Genomic DNA, 19,769 nt, shown 5'->3' with positions numbered 1-19,769 from the left:
ATCTTTATCTTGGATTTACTAATTGTCGAATATAAGGAAATAGATCGCTGGCCAACACGCCCCGTTCACCCTCTAGGGCGCATAAATCAGCTGCAGTACTGTGGATCCAAACGCCAACTCTGGCGGCTTCGGACAAGGACAGCCCCTGACCGGCTAACGCACCGATAATGCCAGAAAGCACATCCCCCATGCCACCCGTCGCCATGCCCGGGTTGCCTGCCATGCAGAGCCAGTACTGCTGTCCGCCATAGATCAGCGTACCTGCTCCTTTCAGTACAACAACGCCACCGAATTTCTGTTGCAGCGATTGTGCTGCAGCAAAGCGGTCGGCTTCAACCTCTGCTACTGTCGTTCCCAGTAACCGGGCAGCCTCCCCCGGATGCGGCGTTATTATACGATTATTTTTATAGTCTGGTGAAAGGGCTAATAAGTTCAATCCATCCGCATCCACTACCATGGTTTTCTCGGTCGATTCAAAATGGAACAACAAAGCCTTGCTCCAGTCACTCTGACCAAGCCCGGGGCCAATAACAACCACATCAGCCCAGTCCAGCCGCTGGGTTATTTCGTGGGCCTTATCCTGCCAGCCCTGCGCCATTATCTCAGGTCTAGCCCCGACAATTGACAATACATTGTCAGGTTGAGTGATCACCGCAGTCAAACCTGCGCCACATCGGGCACAAGCTTCCGATGCCAGGCGAATAGCACCTGCCATTCCAAGATCACCACCAACACACAACACTCGACCATGATCACCTTTATGTGCTGTACGAGATCGTGACGGCAAACAGCGACTCACTTCATCTCGGCTGATCCGCATTGCGGCAGGTTTACACTCATCATCAAAAGCGGCTTCAACCCCAAGGCCTGAAAAACAAAGCTGGCCGGTATAATTCGCGGCCTGGCCGGTACATAGCCCCTGCTTCATCCCGATGAAAGTAACCGTCGCCTCAGCCCGGATCACCGGGCCTAATTCTACGCCGGTATCAGCACACAAGCCGGAAGGAATATCCACCGCCACCACCGGGCAGGCAAATTCATTTATCAACTGAATCAACCCGGCACAGTCGCCTCGAACCCGCCCTTTCAACCCGGTTCCGAGCAACGCATCAACCACGACTTCAGTTGATGACGAAATAGATGACTGAGGCTGACAAATCTCACCGCCAGACGCCAGCCAGGCATCACGGGCCAAAGCCGCGTCTCCGGTCAGTTTACCGGCGTCACCCAGTTGCCATAAAATCACATCCATACCAACTTCACGAGCCAGACGCGCCACAATATAACCGTCACCACCGTTATTCCCGCCTCCGGAACACACTAACAGCGACTTCACCTCAGGAAATTGCTGCACCAATACGTCAAACACTGCCTGTCCGGCTCGCTCCATTAACTGATACATTTCCAACTGCATGGCTTTTGCAGCCAGTTGCTCTCCCTGACGAACCTGATCGGCCTTATAAAGACGAACTGGTAGCTGTGAAGTCTCCATGAAATACCTCTAATGTTAGTTATAAGCAGACGATGATGACTGCGACAGGGTAAACCAAAGGCATGATGCATAAATATTGCCCAAAACTTCTGCCGGGCACAATATCTCAACGCGCCTTAACTGCCTGTCTGAGATCCCGCTTCGCGAAGATCAATAAAAGGATCCGTGAAAGCCATGATGATTGTGGTACACTTCCGCCCCCGATTATTCAGCCATACTGTGAATCAAACCTATGAGCATCGACTACAGCGAACTAGCCCATAAGATAAAACAATGGGGTAAAGAGCTTGGTTTTCAACAGGTGGGGATCAGCGACACTGATCTTCAACAGCATGAAGCCCAACTTCAGCGCTGGCTTGATGCAGGCTATCACGGAGACATGGACTGGATGGCTCGCCACGGTATGATGCGAGCCCGCCCGGCAGAGCTACTGCCCGGCACTATCCGGGTGATCAGTGTAAGGATGAATTACTTACCGCCGGAGGCCGGCTTTGCCCAAAGCCTCAACAATCCGGATACCGCCTATATCAGCCGCTATTCGCTTGGCCGCGACTATCATAAGCTGATCCGCAACCGCCTTAAGCGCCTTGGTCAATTAATTGAACAGGAAGCCGGCCAGTTCGGTTACCGCCCTTTTGTCGATTCAGCTCCAATACTGGAACGACCGCTGGCACAAAAAGCCGGATTAGGTTGGACAGGTAAAAACTCCCTGATACTCAATAAAGAAGCCGGGTCATGGTTTTTTCTTGGTGAACTACTGGTCGATTTACCTTTACCGGTTGATACACCGGCTGACAATCAATGTGGGAAATGTGTGGCCTGCATAACCAGCTGCCCGACCGGGGCCATCATTGAAGAAGGTGTCATTGATGCCAGACGCTGCATTTCATACCTAACCATTGAATATGACGGCATTATCCCGGAAGAATTTCGCGAACCAATCGGTAGCCGAATATACGGTTGTGATGACTGTCAGCTGGTATGCCCGTTTAACCGCTTCTCAGACATTACCGATGAAGCCGATTACCATTGCAGGGATAGCCTGGACCAACCACCACTGCATGAATTATTCCAATGGACCGAAAAAGAGTTTCTAAAAAACACTGAAGGCTCTGCAATTCGCCGTATTGGTCATATCCAGTGGTTACGTAACCTGACTATTGCCATGGGCAATGCCCCTTATCAGGACGATATTCTGGCCGCCCTACAAGCACGCCTCGGAGAAAATGAGCTACTTGATGTACACCTTCACTGGGCAATCTGTAAGCAAGAGGAAAAGCGCAAAGCAAATGTCATTGACGTTTTGCCGGCCAAAACTAAACGATTAGTGCGAATTGTGGAAAAGGGACTTCCGCGTGACGCATAACATATCCTAAAAAGAATCGACTGCCGAACGGCCTGCATCATTACGCCAGCTCAGAAGTACTCCATTTTGTATTCCGCTACAAAATGAGAGCGTCATCCTGCTAAGTGGAAAATGTGGAAAACATTTTCATACCAGCCAAATATTAACCTTGTTCAAAATATTAAACACAGCCCTGTGGGTAGCTAATCAAAACAGTTATCCCAAGAAGCACCATATTGATCGCGCTGTATATAAACTATGGATAAAAACAACAAAAGCCATATATATCAAGGCTTTGAGCTGTTGATATTTTTAGTGGAATTATGAGGAGTTTAATCGTTTGGCTGCAAACCGAAGAGTTATTCACACGGCATCGGCACACGTAATCAACCGACTTACCCACAGTTTATGATGTGTGGATAAGTCTGTGTACTAACAATGGAATTCATCCAGATAACAGGTGAAAAACCTCAAAAGCAGTCGCTCTTGAATAAAGCATTTAACCTGAATAATGAAGAGAAGATACGATACACAGATCTTTTAAGACCGCCTTTATGGCCGCCGATAAGGCATGGCTTGCAGTATCAACTTGATTAAAGAGCATGTGTCGTCACTTGACACCAATACGCTATGGTATTGGCTACAGAGCACCAAGTTCAGCTAAGACAAAAAAGCCAGCCCATAAGGCAGACTCAGTATCAGATGATTGATGTTGTATTCGAAGCGGTTGCTTCTTACGGTTTCCAGTAGCCGAAGCTATGAAACTTGAGGTAACACACAAAGCTATCGATTGTCGAATAACTCAGGAATGCTACATTAGGACTAATACTTCACAGTAGTAGTTTCACCGTTAACAAACGATGACGGAAGAAATTGGAGCGACACACGAGGTTCGAACTCGTGACCTCAACCTTGGCAAGGTTGCGCTCTACCAGCTGAGCTAGTGTCGCATTTGGTTGCGGGGGCCGGATTTGAACCGACGACCTTCGGGTTATGAGCCCGACGAGCTACCAAGCTGCTCCACCCCGCGTCCGTATTGTTTCACCGATAAAGCCCGATGACAGCTTAAATTGGAGCGACACACGAGGTTCGAACTCGTGACCTCAACCTTGGCAAGGTTGCGCTCTACCAGCTGAGCTAGTGTCGCATTGGTTGCGGGGGCCGGATTTGAACCGACGACCTTCGGGTTATGAGCCCGACGAGCTACCAAGCTGCTCCACCCCGCGTCCGTATTGTTTCACCGATAAAGCCCGATGACAGCTTAAATTGGAGCGACACACGAGGTTCGAACTCGTGACCTCAACCTTGGCAAGGTTGCGCTCTACCAGCTGAGCTAGTGTCGCATTGGTTGCGGGGGCCGGATTTGAACCGACGACCTTCGGGTTATGAGCCCGACGAGCTACCAAGCTGCTCCACCCCGCGTCCGTATTGTTTCACCGATAAAGCCCGATGACAGCTTAAATTGGAGCGACACACGAGGTTCGAACTCGTGACCTCAACCTTGGCAAGGTTGCGCTCTACCAGCTGAGCTAGTGTCGCATGGGAAGTCTTTCACCTTCCGGTTACCGCCGAAGCCATAACCTATCAAATTGGAGCGACACACGAGGTTCGAACTCGTGACCTCAACCTTGGCAAGGTTGCGCTCTACCAGCTGAGCTAGTGTCGCATGGGAAGTCTTTCACCTTCCGGTTACCGCCGAAGCCATAACCTATCAAATTGGAGCGACACACGAGGTTCGAACTCGTGACCTCAACCTTGGCAAGGTTGCGCTCTACCAGCTGAGCTAGTGTCGCATGGGAAGTCTTTCATCTTCCGGTTACCGCCGAAGCCATAACCTATCAAATTGGAGCGACACACGAGGTTCGAACTCGTGACCTCAACCTTGGCAAGGTTGCGCTCTACCAGCTGAGCTAGTGTCGCATTTGGTTGCGGGGGCCGGATTTGAACCGACGACCTTCGGGTTATGAGCCCGACGAGCTACCATACTGCTCCACCCCGCGTCCGTATTGTTTCACCGATAAAGCCCGATGACAGCTTAAATTGGAGCGACACACGAGGTTCGAACTCGTGACCTCAACCTTGGCAAGGTTGCGCTCTACCAGCTGAGCTAGTGTCGCATAGGAAGTCTTTCACCTTCCGGTTACCGCCGTAGCCATAACCTATCAAATTGGAGCGACACACGAGGTTCGAACTCGTGACCTCAACCTTGGCAAGGTTGCGCTCTACCAGCTGAGCTAGTGTCGCATGGGAAGTCTTTCATCTTCCGGTTACCGCCGAAGCCATAACCTATCAAATTGGAGCGACACACGAGGTTCGAACTCGTGACCTCAACCTTGGCAAGGTTGCGCTCTACCAGCTGAGCTAGTGTCGCATAGGAAGTCTTTCACCTTCCGGTTACCGCCGTAGCCATAACCTATCAAATTGGAGCGACACACGAGGTTCGAACTCGTGACCTCAACCTTGGCAAGGTTGCGCTCTACCAGCTGAGCTAGTGTCGCATTGGTTGCGGGGGCCGGATTTGAACCGACGACCTTCGGGTTATGAGCCCGACGAGCTACCAAGCTGCTCCACCCCGCGTCCGTATTGTTTCACCGATAAAGCCCGATGACAGCTTAAATTGGAGCGACACACGAGGTTCGAACTCGTGACCTCAACCTTGGCAAGGTTGCGCTCTACCAACTGAGCTAGTGTCGCATTTGGTTGCGGGGGCCGGATTTGAACCGACGACCTTCGGGTTATGAGCCCGACGAGCTACCAAGCTGCTCCACCCCGCGTCCGTATTAGCAAAAACAGTTAAAAGGATAACTGCCTTCGAGGCTGCGCATTATACGAGGAAAATTTACGGATGCAATAGTTCCAAAAACAAAAACCGCAAATTTTCCTGCAAACGCTTATTTTACAATCAAATATTGAAGATATGTTCACGATAGTAGCGTAATTCAGCGATCGAATCACGAATATCATCCAGCGCCAAATGGCTGCCCTTCTTATTGAAGCCAGATAAAAGCTCTGGTTTCCAGCGACGGGTAAGCTCTTTCAACGTACTGACATCCAGATAGCGATAGTGGAAGTACTGCTCCAGCTCAGGCATATGCTTGTATAGAAAACGGCGATCCTGGCCGATACTATTACCACAGATTGGCGATGCGCCTTTCGGTACCCACTGCTCCAGGAAAGCGATCGTCTGGCGAACAGCTTCTTCTTCATCAATATTGCTCTGTCGAATCCGCTCAACCAATCCGCTATTGGTATGGGTTGTCGTGCACCATTCATCCATTTTTGCCAATTCAGCTTCCGGCTGATGAATTGCCAGCACCGGACCTTCAGCCAGAATATTTAGCTGTGCATCCGTCACTATGGTTGCAATTTCAATAATTTGGTGAGTTTCCGGATCCAAACCGGTCATCTCCAGATCGATCCAAATTAAGTTCTGATCGCTGATTGTCATTGGATATTGCCTATTTTGTGAGTAAACCATGTATGATAATACCAAACGGAATCATTATCTGAATCCCAATAGGCCCAGATAATTAATCCAGTGGATATATTACCGTAAGCCAACCAAACTGAACGATATTCTTGTGGCAAAAAAGAAAAAGCTGACTAAAGGTCAGAGCCGCCGAGTGCGCTCTAACCAAAACAAACGACTACGTCGTGATAAAGATGACGTACAGTGGGATGAAGCCCTGCTGGAGTCCGCCCGTGAGGGCCTGGTGATCACCCGCTTCGGCCAACATGCCGATGTCGAAGATCCGGAAACAGGCATCATCCACCGCTGCAACCTGCGCCGAAGCATCCAGAGCCTGGTATCCGGTGACCGTGTCGTCTGGCGCCCCGGTGTTGAAGCCCTGCAGGGGATCGCAGGTGTGGTGGAAGCCGTGCACGAACGTGAATCCATGCTAACCCGCCCGGACTACTACGATGGCGTTAAAGCCGTTGCCGCGAACGTCAACCGAATCATTATCGTATCGGCCGTTGTTCCCGAGCTGTCACTCAACATCATTGACCGTTATCTGATTGCTGCGGAAACAGTTGGTATTGAACCACTGATTGTTCTCAATAAAGTTGATTTACTGGATGATGAAAACCGTCAACAGGTTGAACAGACGCTGTCGCTCTATCAGGATATCGGTTACCAACTTCGCTTTGTCAGTACCGATACCGGCGAAGGAATGGATCAACTGAAAGAAGATCTCAAAGATCACGTTACTATCTTTGCTGGCCAGTCTGGTGTGGGTAAATCCAGTATGGTCAATGCACTGATGCCGGAAGTAGACGCCGAAATCGGTGATGTATCAGAAAACTCAGGCCTTGGTCAGCACACGACCACAGCAGCTCGCCTGTACCACTTCCCTGAAGGTGGTGACCTGATCGACTCTCCCGGAGTACGTGAATTCGGCCTCTGGCATCTGGAACCAGAACAGGTTACTGAAGCTTTTGTTGAGTTCCGTGAATACCTTGGCGGCTGCAAATTCCGAGACTGTAAGCACGGCAACGATCCCGGCTGTCTGATCCGCGAAGCCGTCGAAGAAGGCAAAATCAGCCAGGAACGCTACGAGAGCTATCACAGGATCATCGAGAGCATGTCAGAAAACGTCGCTAACCGTCAGTTTTCCCGCAACAAGCCCGAATAATCTCGAGCCTCCCCTATACTAAGGGGAGGACTCCTCCCACCACCAACCACTGACTTTCCTCACTAATTTAGGTATTATTATTTGTTCGGGTTATTCTTGGAATGTTATAAGAGTGACCAAGTTGTTGATTAGTTGAGACTTTCTGGAAAACATACCGTGCACGATAATCTCAAAATCGGTCTGCAGTACTGCGCGCCGAAACATGCCCTGACCCGTCTGGCAGGCAAACTCGCTTCACTTAAAGCCGGCATGCTGACCACAGCCGTTATTCGCTGGTTCATCGGCCGCTACAAAGTTGATATGGCTGAAGCTCGCAACCCGGATCCTGCGGCGTATGCGACCTTTAATGATTTCTTTGTCCGCGAGCTGAAAGACGGCGCTCGTCCAATCAACGACGATGCCAATATCATTTCCCACCCGGCAGATGCCTGCGTCAGCCAGCTTGGCCCGATCAAAGAAGGCCGCCTGTTCCAGGCTAAAGGCCACTACTTTGACGCCGTTGAGCTATTGGGCGGTGATGAAGAACTGGCTGAAGAATTCAAAGACGGTGATTTTGCGACCCTTTACCTGTCGCCACGTGACTATCACCGTGTTCACATGCCATGTGACGGCACCCTGCGCCAGATGATCTATATCCCGGGCGATCTGTTCTCGGTTAACCCGCTGACAGCAAAGAACGTTCCGAACCTGTTTGCCCGCAACGAACGTGTGGTATGTATCTTTGATACGGCGCATGGCCCTGTTGCTCAGGTACTGGTTGGCGCAACGATCGTCGGCAGCATCGAAACGGTATGGGCTGGTACAGTAACACCGCCAACCGGACCGGAAGTCCGCCGCTGGAACTACCCGGCTGAAGGTGATCAGGCAGTTGTCTTGAAGAAAGGCGAAGAAATGGGCCGCTTCAAGCTGGGATCAACAGTAATCAACCTGTTCCCGAAAGAGGCCATCCGCTTCGTTGAAGACATGAAACCGGATCAGCCAACCCGCATGGGCCAGCCATATGCAGAGCTGAAACAACCGGGTGATGCAGAAGCGTAACCACTTAACATTTTTGAATAAAAGGGGCTGTTTCAGCCCCTTTTTTGATAAAAAAAATTGACCATACCGAGGAAATTTTCGCCGCTCAAATAGTATGCTGATGAATAGTCTATAACTACAAGCAAACCGACATACGACATACTATGAAGAAGATATCCATTGCTCAGCTTTTTAAGCTGCTGATCGCTTTCGGGATCCCGCTCGGTATTTTGATGCTCCCCATCGACATCATACCGATAGAGGGGCTGACACTTATCCAACACCGGCTGCTTACCATCTTTGCTCTCGCCGCTCTTCTCTGGGTCCTTGAACCTGTTCCTGTTTTCGCTACTTCCATCTTAATCATTGCCCTCGAGCTCATCATGATCTCCGATAAAGGGCTGCACCTGTTCCGCAGCCCGCCAAGCGGACATGATTTAGGTGAGATGCTCAAGTACACAGATATCTTCGGCGCCTTTTCATCACCTATTATCATCCTGTTTATGGGTGGTTTTGCCCTAGCGATTGCCGCTTCCAAATATGAACTGGATAACAACCTGGCCCGAGTCCTGCTCAAACCGTTCGGCACCCAACCCAGGTTCATCATGCTGGGGCTGATGCTGATCACTGCGGTGTTCTCAATGTTTATGTCCAATACCGCCACCACAGTCATGATGCTGGCCCTTCTGGCCCCGATCGTAGCTTCTGTACCTAAAGGTGATACCGGCATCAAAGCACTGGTGCTATGTATTCCGATTGCCGCCAATACCGGTGGTATTGCCACGCCTATCGGTACGCCACCGAATGCCATTGCGCTGCAATACCTGACCGGCGAACACAGTATCAGCTTCCTGGGCTGGATGGTATTTGGTCTGCCATTTGTCGTCCTTCAGCTGGCATTTGCCTGGTGGCTGCTACAAAAACTGTTTCCCTCGACTCAGAATCAGATGCACCTCAAACTTGACGGTTCATTCCAGACCGGATGGCAGGCCATGGTGGTCTATGTCACCTTCGCCCTGACCATCATTCTGTGGATGACCACCGCCCTGCACGGTATGAATACCTATGTTGTCTCCATCATCCCATTGGCGGTATTCACCCTAACCGGGATCATGGGTAAAGAAGAGCTGAAACTGATCAACTGGGATGTACTCTGGCTGGTTGCCGGTGGTATCGCTATCGGCCTGGGCCTGGATAAAACCGGCCTGGCAGCAGCCCTAGCCCATGCGATCGACTACAACAGCCTGTCGCCGGTCGCCGTGGTTCTGACCCTGTCGCTGATCTGCTGGCTGATGGCAAACTTCATGTCGAATACCGCCACCGCCAACCTGTTGATGCCAATTGCTGCTGCCGTTGCTGCCTCAATGGAAAGCCTGGCTTCACTGGGAGGCCTGCAAGGCGTGTTAATTGTGGTCGCCTTCTCAGCATCGCTGGGCATGATCCTACCGGTATCAACGCCACCTAACTCACTGGCTTATTCCACCGGTCTTATCGAAAGCAAAGATATGGCCAAAGCCGGAGTCATTATCGGTATTGTGGGCCTGATTGTGCTGTATATCGGTGCCATGATACTAACCTGATTCCGACCAACCACTTCCGCAGAGGTAAGGGATACCTCTGCGGAATTTTCCGAATGTGGCCTTTCTCCCCATTTGGTAGCAAGGTCACACTTTTCCCAACCAATATCGCTAATGATTAACCACTCACTGCCGATAAATTAAGCAGTTCATACCTAATCTTTAATCATCATGCCGATAACAACAACAATACGGTAGAACGCGAGAACCTCGATGAAATACACGATCAAACTCAAAATACAGATCGCAATAGCAGTAATTATTGCCTCTGTCAGCGCAGTTCAGGCTTGGATATCCATCAACCAGTTAAAACAGGAAACCACCTCAGAAATCAGCAGCCAGATGCAAAATATCAGCGAGGCCACCAGCCGCTATATTACTGACTGGCTCAAAACCCGCAGCGAGATGATGCTAGCGAATGAATCGCTGATCGCCAACGAACCCAATGTGGATCGTGAACTCCTGCTGACCAAACGCGCCGGTCAGTTCCTGTCTGTTTATGCCGGTTTTGCCGATGGCAGCATCGCTTACGGCGATAAAACGGAAGACTGGCCAAGTGACTACGATCCCCGTACCCGCCCTTGGTACAAAGATGCCATCAGCGCCGGTAATCTGGTGTTGACTGAACCGTATCAGGACTTTGACGGCAGTATTGTAGTGAGCTTTGCTAAAGCCTTTGATGGTCGCAAGCGTGGGGTTCTGGCTGCCGATTTGACCGTTACCCACATCATCGACCAAATCCTGAACCTCAAGCTGGATAACAACGGCTTTGCACTGCTGATCGACGGTAACAACAACATCGTGGCTTACCGAGACGAAAAGCTGAGTCAGAAGCCAATCACTGAGCTTGACGGTGAACTGACACCAGCTCTGTTCAGCCAGCTTCAGAGCGAACAAGCTATCCACACCATTGAGTTCGATGGCGACAGCCGGGAGAAACTTATCTACGCGACACCGGTTCCGGGCACTGACTGGACCCTGGCGCTGGTTGAAGACAAAGACTTGGCCTATGCCTCTATCGGCGAGCAGGTGAAGTTTGTCCTATTTGCTTCTGTTCTGCTGTATATCGTCATTGCCGCCGTAGCGACCTTCATAATCAACAACCTGCTGCGCCCACTGACAGTGCTGAACCAGTCGGTCAGCCAACTTGCTCAGGGCAGTGGTGATTTGACCCAGCGTATTGAAATCAAGCGTATGGACGAAATTGGTGAGCTGGCAGAAAACATGAACCGCTTCCTGGCCCAGTTACAGACCATGATCAAAGGTGTCGTCAACCATTCAGGAACCTTAAGCCAGCATGCTGAGCGCTCAGCTCAGCAAAGCAGTCAGGCTTCAGCTCGTGTTGCCGATCAGCAAAACGACGTCAACCAGATTGCAACAGCAATCCACGAAATGTCAGCCACTTCCGGTGAAGTTGCCAATCATGCGGAAATGACCGCCTCTGCCGCTCAGGCTTCAACCGCTGCTTGTGATCAAGGTCAGGAAGTGATCGGTCAGAACCGTGATGCTATTACCTCACTGGCAAATCAGGTCCAGGATGCCGCGAATGTTATCCACGAGCTGGAAAACAATGCCCAAGGTATCAATCAGATCCTGTCAACGATTCAGGGCATCGCTGAGCAGACCAACCTGCTGGCACTGAACGCCGCCATTGAGGCAGCCCGTGCAGGTGAACAAGGCCGCGGCTTTGCCGTGGTTGCCGACGAAGTCCGGGTACTGAGTCAACGTACGCATGATTCTACGGAAGAAATCCGCAGCATGATTGAAACCCTGCAGCAAAACACCCAGCAAGCAGTTGATAGCATGCAAACCAGTAATGAGCTGGCTGAGCAGAGCGTGGGATATGCAGAAGCTGCCAATGACAGCCTGACGCAAATCACCCAATCAATTACAGAGATATCAGATATGGCAACCCATATCGCCAGCGCCGCAGAAGAACAGCGTGCGGTCAGCGAAGATATCAGCCGTAATACCCAGGCAATCAAAGAAGCCTCGGATCACCTGGCAGAACAGACAGCCCAGGTCAGCCAGAGCAGCCTCGAAATGAACAACTCAGCAGAGACCATGCGCCGGGATGTCGAGCGCTTTAAAGTTTAAAACGCTGCGTTTAAATCAAGTCAACAGCCGCCATCTGGCGGCTGTTTTCTTATATGTATTCCATGCCTGATACCCAAATAAAAATACACTAGACATCTTACCAGCCTCTTTTGGGTACAGTTACAAGTGATAACTATTTGCATTTAGAGCTTGTATTGCTTATAGTTTGTTCCGCTTCGATAAGACGCCTTGAAATCCTAACTTGCCGCCTGTCGATGCACTACTGGCTGTTCCCCGGCTTTCTGGCTTTTCACATTTACGTAGAAGCTGTCATAGGAAAGTCTATCCGTACTTAATGGCTCAGGTACGGAAAACACCAACAGGTAAGATCGAACACCCTTTGGCCGCATGGCCACTCGAACACATGGCTGACAATAAAAAACGCGGCAATTGCCGCGTTTTTTATATCTGCTTGATAAGTAAGATCGGAAATCAGGCAATATCGATCGGAAACGCCGTCACCTGATCAATATGATCCAATCCCTGCGCCAGCATGATCAAACGATCAATGCCCAACGCAACCCCGGCACAATCCGGGAAACCAGCACGCAATGCCTCCACTAGGTGATGATCAATCGGCTGAGGTGCCAGCCCCATCTTCAGGCGCTTACCATTATCATCTTCAAAACGAGCCAGTTGCTCATCGCCATCAGCCAGTTCATGGAAACCATTAGCCAATTCAATGCCTTTAAAATAGACCTCAAAACGCTCAGCTACCCGAAGATCATCCGGGTTGATCTGCGCCAGAGCTGCCTGCGAAGCAGGGAAATCATAAACAAATGCCGGCACCTGCTGGCCGATTTTCGGCTCTACCCCGACACTGAACAACAGTTGCAACAAGGTATCGCGGTCTTCTTCCGGCTCAGCAATATCAGACAGCCCCAGAGAGCCGGCAGCAGCTTTCAGCTCATCCATACTACCTTCCAGCGGACACACACCAAGGACACGGATAAACGCCTGCTGGTAAGTCATGCGTTCGGCAGCCTGACAGCCCAGAACTAACTGCAGCAACTCATCCATTTCATCCATCAGCTGATGATGATCAAAGCCCGGGCGATACCACTCCAACATGGTAAATTCAGGATTATGATACCTGCCTGACTCTTCATTACGGAATGACTTACAGATCTGGTAGATGGGGCCACTACCGGCTGACAACAACCGCTTCATATGGAACTCAGGGCTGGTCATCAGATACAACATCTGACCATCCGCAAAACCTGGCCCGACAAACTGAGTCTGAAAAGTATGAAGATGGATATCTGTCACTGTTGCCTGGCTCATCGCAGGTGTATCCACTTCCATTACCTTACGACGAGCAAAGAAATCACGAATGGTGGCGATAGTCGCCGCACGCTGTTTCAGCTGTTCAATTGAGGCGGTAGGTTGCCAATGAAAAGTCATAGAGCACTTCTTAATATACGAGTGATTATTTTGTCGCCCAGTTTACCAAACTCCCCTTTAAGCAGCAGCCAGATTACATACCAATACTCTCACCGATGCATACATGTGACTAATTATGAATAGGCACACTTTCAAAAGGTAAACACCAACCACAAATTAGATCACCACAGAAACACAATAAAGCAACATTACAAACACCAAACAGACATAAAACCAACATTAATTGGTTATGCAACCCTTATCACCATTCGGTTCCTTTTTTAAATTAAGGAGTTAGAACAAAAGCACGAAACACACCCTTAATGAGCCAGAAACAATTCACACAAAATAAAACGGTAATTTAACAACCATAAAACATTGCAGCTTGTGACAATAATCACAGTTTTTGTAATCATCTTATACTTTTGGGCTATTTCCATAAAAAAGCTGCGTCTAAATCAAATTTTCTGCCGATTTTGTTTCATAGAATGACCTCAGGATTTCAAGGATAAGTACGCTTTAGCGTACTTTTTTAAATTTTATCGTCTTACCTTCGGAGGATAGCTGTGAAGACTATTACCACAGATATCGCTGTAATCGGCGCAGGTGGTGCAGGCCTGCGTGCTGCCATCGCTGCAGCAGAAGCAAACCCAGACTTGGAAATTGCACTGATTTCTAAAGTTTACCCAATGCGCTCTCACACCGTAGCGGCTGAGGGTGGTTCCGCTGCCGTAATCAAGGATGAAGATAGCCTGGATAACCACTTCAACGATACTGTTGGCGGTGGTGACTGGCTGTGTGAACAGGACGTTGTTGAATATTTCGTAGAAAATGCGACTCGCGAGATGACTCAGCTGGAGCAGTGGGGTTGTCCATGGAGCCGTAAGGAAAACGGCGACGTTAACGTTCGTCGTTTCGGCGGTATGAAGGTTGAACGTACGTGGTTCGCAGCGGATAAAACCGGCTTCCACATGCTTCACACTCTATTCCAGACTTCTATCAAGTACGATCAGATCAAACGCTTCGACGAATACTTCGTTGTTGACCTGCTGGTTGACGAAGGCGAGGTTCAGGGTCTGATTGCTATCCACATGTCCGAAGGTGAACTGGTTTGCATCAAAGCGAAGTCTGTTGTTCTTGCAACAGGTGGCGCAGGTCGTGTTTACCACTGCAACACTAACGGCGGTATCGTAACCGGCGACGGTATGGCGATGGCTTTCCGTCACGGCGTGCCACTGCGTGATATGGAGTTCGTTCAGTATCACCCAACAGGTCTGCCAGGCACTGGTATCCTGATGACCGAAGGTTGTCGTGGTGAAGGCGGTATCATTGTCAACAAGAACGGCTACCGTTACCTGCAAGACTACGGCATGGGCCCGGAAACTCCAGTTGGCCAGCCAAAGAACAAATACATGGAACTGGGTCCTCGCGACAAAGTTTCTCAGGCTTTCTGGCACGAACAGCAGAAAGGCAACACTATCAAGCACCCTCTGGGTGACGTAGTGCACCTTGACCTTCGCCACTTGGGTGAAGAGTACCTACACGAGCGTCTGCCGTTCATCTGTGAGCTGGCGAAAGCGTACGTTAACGTTGACCCGGCGAAAGAGCCTATCCCTATCCGTCCAACTGTTCACTACACCATGGGTGGTATTGAGACTGACAACCACAACGAAACCCGCATCAAGGGTCTGTTCGCTGTAGGTGAATGTTCATCTGTTGGTCTGCACGGTGCTAACCGTCTGGGTTCTAACTCTCTGGCTGAGCTAGTTGTATTCGGCCGCGTTGCCGGTGAAGGTGCAGCGAAGCGTGCTGAAGAATTCAAAGGCTGGAACGAAGACGTCATCGCAGCACAAATCAAAGACGTTCAGGCTCGCATCGATACCCTGATGGCTCAAGAAGGTGACGAAAACTGGGCTGACATCCGTACTGAAATGGGCCAATCCATGGAAGCAGGCTGTGGTATCTACCGCCAGGAAGATCTGATGCAGGCTACTATTGAGAAGCTGGCCGAGCTTCGCGAGCGTTACAAGAAGATCAGCATCAAAGACAAAGGCAAAGTATTCAACACCGATCTGCTATACGCAATCGAAGTTGGCTACGGCCTGGAAGTCGCGGAAGCGATGGCTCACTCTGCAATTCAGCGTCGTGAATCCCGTGGTGCACACCAGCGTCTTGACGAAGGTTGCACAGAGCGTGATGACGAGAACTTCCTGAAGCATACGCTGGCCTACTACAACGGTGACAAAGCACCTCGCATCGAATACAGCGACGTGACTATCACCAAGTCTCAGCCTAAAGCCCGTCTGTACGGTGCAGCGGCAGAAGAGGCAGCAGCGAAAGAAGCAGCAGAGCAGAAAGAGGAGCAGGCATAATGTCAGGCAACCGCATCCAAAAAGTAGAAATTCTGCGTTATGACCCGGCCAAGGACGCAGAACCATACTTCGAAACTTTCGAAGTACCGTTTAACGAAACCATGTCTGTACTGGACGCACTGGGTTACATCAAAGATAACCTGGACAAAGATCTGGCCTACCGCTGGTCTTGCCGTATGGCAATCTGTGGTTCTTGCGGCATGATGGTCAACAACGTGCCGAAACTGGCTTGTAAGACTTTCCTGCGTGACTACCAGAACGGCCTGAAGATCGAGCCACTGGCGAACTTCGCAATCGAAAAAGACCTGATTGTTGATATGACTCCGTTCATCGAGCGTCTGGAAGCAATCAAGCCATACATCATCGGTAATGACCGCACTCCGGAAGATGGCCCGAACAACCAGACTCCAGAGCAAATGGCGCGCTACAAGCAGTTCTCAGCCTGTATCAACTGTGGCCTGTGCTATGCAGCTTGTCCTCAGTTCGGTCTGAACCCAGAGTTCATTGGCCCGGCAGCGCTGACCCTGGCTCACCGTTACAACCTGGACAGCCGTGACAACGGTGCTGATGAGCGTATGAAGCTGATCAACGGCGAAAACGGTGCATGGGGCTGTACGTTCGTAGGTTACTGTTCTGAAGTTTGTCCGAAGAGCGTAGACCCGGCAGCAGCGGTTAACCAAGGCAAAGTTGAATCTTCTAAAGATTTCGTTATTGCCATGTTGAAACCTCAGGAGGCATAAGGATGAGCAACCGTAAACCTTACGTTCGCGAAATGAAGCGTACCTGGTGGAAGGATCATCCTTTCTACCGCTTCTACATGGTTCGTGAAGCAACTGTACTACCACTGATTTTCTTCACCATCTGCCTGACTTTCGGTCTTGGCTGCCTGGTGAAAGGTCCTGAAGCGTGGCAAAGCTGGCTGGATTTCATGGCGAACCCTGTCGTGCTAATCCTGAACATCCTGGCACTGGCTGGTAGCCTGTTCCACGCACAGACTTTCTTCAGCATGATGCCTCAGGTGATGCCAATCCGCATCAAAGGCAAAACGCTGGACAAGAAAATCATTGTTCTGGGTCAGTGGGCTGCAGTAGCAGCAATTACACTGTTCGTTCTGGTACTGGTTTAAGGAGAGCCCCATGATTAACCTGAATCCTAAACGTTCTGACGAGCCGGTATGGTGGGGTCTGTTCGGTGCTGGCGGTACTTGGTTTGCCATGCTGACACCTGTAACCGTGCTGGTACTGGGCATCATGGTTCCGCTTGGCATGATTGATGCCGAGGCAATGAGCTATGAGCGTGTATCTGGTTTCGTAACCAGCATCATCGGTGGCCTGTTCACTATCGCCACTCTGGCACTACCAATGTGGCATGCAATGCACCGTGTTCACCACGGTATGCACGACCTGAAATTCCACACAGGTACAGCGGGTAAAGTTGCCTGCTACGCAACTGCCTTCCTGGTATCTGCGCTGGCTGTTATTTTCGTCTTTATGATTTAAAGAGAAAATACGATTCAACAAGAGCGGCATCACTTCGGTGGTGCCGCTCTTTTGTTTTCTTCACATCAATTTCATCACTTACACGCTATTACACGCCATTACACCCAACGGCTATCCCGCTCTATACAATTGGGCCTCGCAACATTCAATTTTCGTTGAACATTTTGTCCGGGTTACCCATATGAACAATAAAGTCATTCTTCTGGCTTCAATTTTGGCCGCTACACTAACCGGGTGTAGTGAAGACACATCAAGCTCAACTTCGAACTCAACATCAGCGCAGGCAATTGATGCCTCAAAACCCAATGAGGTGTTAAAGCTGGGGAATAACTACAAAATCGACTTTGGCATTAAATCCATCAAGCCCCTGTCAGATAGCCACTTCAATGTAGATGCCACCGTGTTCAGTAACGAGCTGATGAAAAACGGCTTTTTCGCTCAGGTTAATGGAATAACAAAACGGAACTACAAAACGTTTTCTGATGCCGAATTCAGTTTCGATGTGACAGCAACAACAGCTGAAGGGAAAAAGTATCAACTGACCAACTATAACGTCTATTACGAAAACTTTACCTCCACCAAAGTCCCGGCAGAGCTTGCTATCGCTAAAATCGAAAATGACCCGAACAACGTAAAATTGTGGGGAAAGATAACATCGGCAAAAATCGATCGTGATTTTGTCGATAACAACGAAGGAAGTAAGTTCAGCATAGATAATATGCGACCAATGAACTTATATGTACGTGTCGCCGATACACTGAGTAACGGAATTCAGTTCCTTCCGACAGCCCCGGACAACAGTACCAATCAATACCAGAAAGTATCGAATGGCAATTGCACTATCATTACCGATACAACCGGCGAGCTAAACCGCAACGGTATCAAACATAAAACCTGTATCGAGGTTCATGGCTATAAGATCCCGCTTCTTATTGAAGACAAAGCCCAACAAAACTCAGAAGCCAAAGTTGCCCATGTAAAAAAAATCATGGTTTATTACCTCAATCACTTACCGGCTGAAATTACCAAGGCTATTTCTGACAGCAATGCCACGATGGCATTTTTCTACGACGAGGACTGGAGTGATCGTGCCGGTGATTTCATGGAAGAAAACTATCGCTTCCAGGATCTGTTCTCGACAGAAACCACCACGACCGATACAGATCATGACAAAGACTACTTAGCGAATAAGCGCGATGCCGCATTTGAAGAGATTCTTCATTTTGTTCACGACTACGGCATTATGAACTACGCAATAGCTCACCCGACCTCACAATGGGCCGCTATGCAAAAAGAATTGGATACATTGAACGAAAAAGCCATTCGCTCCGGTAACTATTATCCAAACGGCAAAGTTTCAACGATTGCAGAAGCGGATCTGGATGCAGAATCCTACGATCAGGAATATCTGGCTTATGCGCTCTACGCCTATTACGACATCAACAACAAGAACTTCGCAGCTTCAGAGTCAAAGTCATCAACATATGCAGACCTGACAACCAATGATCCTGATATGGTGAAATTCTTGGATAAGTATTTCCCTGCCCGAAATGACTTCAAGGCAACGTTCCCAGGTTACCCAAACAACTAACCTCATTATTCCTCTATAAAAAGAAGCCTGGTCATGATGACCAGGCTTCTTGATTTCGGCAGAAAATACCGTCAATAGCCTTTCACTAAAGAGGCCATCAACAATCAATTCCTAGGATATCAGGCAACAAAAAAGGCCGCCTGAGCGACCTTTTTCAGCAATAGCCGGGGATTACTTCACGCGGCTTACGTATTCACCAGAGCGGGTGTCAACTTTGATCACTTCGCCAATCTGGATGAACAGAGGAACACGTACAACTGCACCAGTAGACAGAGTTGCCGGCTTACCACCAGTACCCTGAGTATCGCCTTTAAGGCCTGGATCAGTTTCAGTTACTTCAAGCTCAACGAAGTTTGGTGGTGTCACTGCGATTGGGTTGCCGTTCCACAGTGTTAGCGTACAGCTATCGTTTTCTACCAGCCATTTCGCATTGTCACCAACAGCTTTCAGGTCTGCCGCGATCTGCTCGAAAGTTTCATTGTTCATGAAGTGGTAGAATTCACCGTCGTTGTACAGGTAATCAAGATCGGTGTCGATTACGTCTGCAGCTTCAACTGTTTCACCAGATTTGAAAGTCTTCTCAAGAACTTTACCAGAAAGCAGTTTACGGATTTTCACACGGTTGAACGCCTGGCCTTTACCTGGCTTAACAAATTCGTTTTCGATAATGACACATGGTTCATTATCAAGCATAATTTTCATTCCGCCGCGGAATTCATTGGTGCTGAAAGACGCCATTTCTATCCTCTTAACATCTTCGAG

Annotated in this window: 14 protein-coding genes and 18 tRNA genes; 10 read left to right on the top strand and 22 right to left on the bottom strand. The window is 49.6% G+C overall.

Annotation, left to right across the window (positions count from 1 at the left end):
• Positions 1–4: 4 nt before the first annotated feature.
• Positions 5–1,492, bottom strand: a complete 1,488-nt coding sequence (locus AACQ93_RS01545) for a bifunctional ADP-dependent NAD(P)H-hydrate dehydratase/NAD(P)H-hydrate epimerase (protein ID WP_064601682.1) — start codon at positions 1,490–1,492, stop codon at positions 5–7.
• Between the two features lie 232 nt (positions 1,493–1,724).
• Here AACQ93_RS01545 and queG point away from each other — a divergent pair, with 232 nt between their 5' ends.
• Complete coding sequence (gene queG, locus AACQ93_RS01540) at positions 1,725–2,858, top strand: tRNA epoxyqueuosine(34) reductase QueG (RefSeq protein WP_064601680.1); 1,134 nt, start codon at positions 1,725–1,727, stop codon at positions 2,856–2,858.
• A gap of 853 nt (positions 2,859–3,711) precedes the next feature.
• Here the strand turns inward: queG and AACQ93_RS01535 are convergent.
• From AACQ93_RS01535 to orn, 19 genes are all read right to left on the bottom strand, one after another.
• Positions 3,712–3,787, bottom strand: a tRNA-Gly gene (locus tag AACQ93_RS01535).
• A 3-nt stretch (positions 3,788–3,790) separates the two neighbouring features.
• Positions 3,791–3,867 (bottom strand) — tRNA-Met (locus AACQ93_RS01530).
• 41 nt (positions 3,868–3,908) lie between these two features.
• Positions 3,909–3,984 (bottom strand) — tRNA-Gly (locus tag AACQ93_RS01525).
• A gap of 2 nt (positions 3,985–3,986) precedes the next feature.
• Positions 3,987–4,063: transfer RNA gene (locus AACQ93_RS01520), tRNA-Met, on the bottom strand.
• Positions 4,064–4,104: 41 nt separating this feature from the next.
• Positions 4,105–4,180, bottom strand: a tRNA-Gly gene (locus AACQ93_RS01515).
• Between the two features lie 2 nt (positions 4,181–4,182).
• Positions 4,183–4,259, bottom strand: a tRNA-Met gene (locus AACQ93_RS01510).
• 41 nt (positions 4,260–4,300) lie between these two features.
• Positions 4,301–4,376: transfer RNA gene (locus AACQ93_RS01505), tRNA-Gly, on the bottom strand.
• 51 nt (positions 4,377–4,427) lie between these two features.
• A tRNA-Gly gene (locus AACQ93_RS01500) sits at positions 4,428–4,503 on the bottom strand.
• A 51-nt stretch (positions 4,504–4,554) separates the two neighbouring features.
• Positions 4,555–4,630 (bottom strand) — tRNA-Gly (locus tag AACQ93_RS01495).
• A 51-nt stretch (positions 4,631–4,681) separates the two neighbouring features.
• Positions 4,682–4,757 (bottom strand) — tRNA-Gly (locus AACQ93_RS01490).
• Between the two features lie 3 nt (positions 4,758–4,760).
• A tRNA-Met gene (locus tag AACQ93_RS01485) sits at positions 4,761–4,837 on the bottom strand.
• A 41-nt stretch (positions 4,838–4,878) separates the two neighbouring features.
• Positions 4,879–4,954, bottom strand: a tRNA-Gly gene (locus tag AACQ93_RS01480).
• A gap of 51 nt (positions 4,955–5,005) precedes the next feature.
• A tRNA-Gly gene (locus tag AACQ93_RS01475) sits at positions 5,006–5,081 on the bottom strand.
• 51 nt (positions 5,082–5,132) lie between these two features.
• Positions 5,133–5,208, bottom strand: a tRNA-Gly gene (locus tag AACQ93_RS01470).
• Positions 5,209–5,259: 51 nt separating this feature from the next.
• Positions 5,260–5,335: transfer RNA gene (locus AACQ93_RS01465), tRNA-Gly, on the bottom strand.
• A gap of 2 nt (positions 5,336–5,337) precedes the next feature.
• Positions 5,338–5,414, bottom strand: a tRNA-Met gene (locus AACQ93_RS01460).
• Between the two features lie 41 nt (positions 5,415–5,455).
• Positions 5,456–5,531 (bottom strand) — tRNA-Gly (locus tag AACQ93_RS01455).
• Between the two features lie 3 nt (positions 5,532–5,534).
• Positions 5,535–5,611 (bottom strand) — tRNA-Met (locus tag AACQ93_RS01450).
• Between the two features lie 128 nt (positions 5,612–5,739).
• A complete protein-coding gene (gene orn, locus AACQ93_RS01445; RefSeq protein ID WP_064601679.1) occupies positions 5,740–6,285 on the bottom strand; it encodes an oligoribonuclease in 546 nt (181 codons plus the stop codon).
• Positions 6,286–6,418: 133 nt separating this feature from the next.
• Between orn and rsgA the strand changes: the two genes are divergently transcribed.
• From rsgA to AACQ93_RS01425, 4 genes are all read left to right on the top strand, one after another.
• The gene (gene rsgA / locus AACQ93_RS01440; protein ID WP_007463018.1) at positions 6,419–7,471 is read left to right on the top strand and encodes a small ribosomal subunit biogenesis GTPase RsgA; all 1,053 of its coding nucleotides are present in this window, start codon (positions 6,419–6,421) and stop codon (positions 7,469–7,471) included.
• Between the two features lie 156 nt (positions 7,472–7,627).
• Positions 7,628–8,509, top strand: a complete 882-nt coding sequence (asd, locus tag AACQ93_RS01435) for an archaetidylserine decarboxylase (RefSeq protein ID WP_007463016.1) — start codon at positions 7,628–7,630, stop codon at positions 8,507–8,509.
• 143 nt (positions 8,510–8,652) lie between these two features.
• Complete coding sequence (locus AACQ93_RS01430) at positions 8,653–10,068, top strand: SLC13 family permease (RefSeq protein ID WP_064601678.1); 1,416 nt, start codon at positions 8,653–8,655, stop codon at positions 10,066–10,068.
• A 210-nt stretch (positions 10,069–10,278) separates the two neighbouring features.
• On the top strand, positions 10,279–12,162 hold the full coding sequence (locus tag AACQ93_RS01425) for a methyl-accepting chemotaxis protein (protein ID WP_064601676.1): 1,884 nt from the start codon (positions 10,279–10,281) through the stop codon (positions 12,160–12,162).
• Positions 12,163–12,594: 432 nt separating this feature from the next.
• Here AACQ93_RS01425 and epmA read toward each other — a convergent pair whose 3' ends face one another.
• Complete coding sequence (epmA, locus tag AACQ93_RS01420; RefSeq protein ID WP_064601674.1) at positions 12,595–13,566, bottom strand: elongation factor P--(R)-beta-lysine ligase; 972 nt, start codon at positions 13,564–13,566, stop codon at positions 12,595–12,597.
• Positions 13,567–14,111: 545 nt separating this feature from the next.
• On the opposite strand from epmA, the gene frdA reads away from it, so the two are divergent.
• The 5 genes from frdA to AACQ93_RS01395 all read left to right on the top strand — a co-directional run bounded on the left by frdA (position 14,112) and on the right by AACQ93_RS01395 (position 19,007).
• Positions 14,112–15,917 (top strand): fumarate reductase (quinol) flavoprotein subunit, encoded by a 1,806-nt coding sequence (gene frdA, locus AACQ93_RS01415; RefSeq protein ID WP_007463006.1) that lies wholly within the window; start codon positions 14,112–14,114, stop codon positions 15,915–15,917.
• Complete coding sequence (locus tag AACQ93_RS01410) at positions 15,917–16,657, top strand: succinate dehydrogenase/fumarate reductase iron-sulfur subunit (protein WP_007463004.1); 741 nt, start codon at positions 15,917–15,919, stop codon at positions 16,655–16,657. The genes frdA and AACQ93_RS01410 overlap by 1 nt, the downstream gene beginning before the upstream one ends.
• Positions 16,658–16,659: 2 nt before the next feature.
• On the top strand, positions 16,660–17,043 hold the full coding sequence (gene frdC, locus AACQ93_RS01405; protein ID WP_064601673.1) for a fumarate reductase subunit FrdC: 384 nt from the start codon (positions 16,660–16,662) through the stop codon (positions 17,041–17,043).
• A 10-nt stretch (positions 17,044–17,053) separates the two neighbouring features.
• On the top strand, positions 17,054–17,416 hold the full coding sequence (frdD, locus tag AACQ93_RS01400) for a fumarate reductase subunit FrdD (protein WP_007463001.1): 363 nt from the start codon (positions 17,054–17,056) through the stop codon (positions 17,414–17,416).
• Between the two features lie 181 nt (positions 17,417–17,597).
• Positions 17,598–19,007: a hypothetical protein gene (locus AACQ93_RS01395; RefSeq protein WP_064601672.1), complete on the top strand. Its 1,410-nt coding sequence runs from the start codon at positions 17,598–17,600 to the stop codon at positions 19,005–19,007.
• Positions 19,008–19,178: 171 nt separating this feature from the next.
• Here AACQ93_RS01395 and efp read toward each other — a convergent pair whose 3' ends face one another.
• Positions 19,179–19,745 carry an elongation factor P gene (efp, locus tag AACQ93_RS01390; RefSeq protein WP_007462997.1) on the bottom strand — a complete coding sequence of 189 codons (567 nt, stop codon included), beginning with the start codon at positions 19,743–19,745 and terminating at the stop codon, positions 19,179–19,181.
• Positions 19,746–19,769 lie beyond the last annotated feature (24 nt).

This window comes from Photobacterium sp. J15, from assembly GCF_963870815.1.
In the GTDB taxonomy this organism is placed as follows: domain Bacteria; phylum Pseudomonadota; class Gammaproteobacteria; order Enterobacterales; family Vibrionaceae; genus Photobacterium; species Photobacterium marinum.
This window is presented reverse-complemented; position numbering and strand designations above follow the sequence as displayed.

What these genes read in the sequence shown, in the direction of transcription:
- AACQ93_RS01545 (WP_064601682.1), bottom strand. Translation starts at nt 1,492, where the DNA reads ATGGAGACTTCACAGCTACCAGTTCGTCTTTATAAGGCCGATCAGGTT.
- queG (WP_064601680.1), top strand. Translation starts at nt 1,725, where the DNA reads ATGAGCATCGACTACAGCGAACTAGCCCATAAGATAAAACAATGGGGT.
- orn (WP_064601679.1), bottom strand. Translation starts at nt 6,285, where the DNA reads ATGACAATCAGCGATCAGAACTTAATTTGGATCGATCTGGAGATGACC.
- AACQ93_RS01430 (WP_064601678.1), top strand. Translation starts at nt 8,653, where the DNA reads ATGAAGAAGATATCCATTGCTCAGCTTTTTAAGCTGCTGATCGCTTTC.
- AACQ93_RS01425 (WP_064601676.1), top strand. Translation starts at nt 10,279, where the DNA reads ATGAAATACACGATCAAACTCAAAATACAGATCGCAATAGCAGTAATT.
- epmA (WP_064601674.1), bottom strand. Translation starts at nt 13,566, where the DNA reads ATGACTTTTCATTGGCAACCTACCGCCTCAATTGAACAGCTGAAACAG.
- AACQ93_RS01410 (WP_007463004.1), top strand. Translation starts at nt 15,917, where the DNA reads ATGTCAGGCAACCGCATCCAAAAAGTAGAAATTCTGCGTTATGACCCG.
- frdC (WP_064601673.1), top strand. Translation starts at nt 16,660, where the DNA reads ATGAGCAACCGTAAACCTTACGTTCGCGAAATGAAGCGTACCTGGTGG.
- frdD (WP_007463001.1), top strand. Translation starts at nt 17,054, where the DNA reads ATGATTAACCTGAATCCTAAACGTTCTGACGAGCCGGTATGGTGGGGT.
- AACQ93_RS01395 (WP_064601672.1), top strand. Translation starts at nt 17,598, where the DNA reads ATGAACAATAAAGTCATTCTTCTGGCTTCAATTTTGGCCGCTACACTA.
- efp (WP_007462997.1), bottom strand. Translation starts at nt 19,745, where the DNA reads ATGGCGTCTTTCAGCACCAATGAATTCCGCGGCGGAATGAAAATTATG.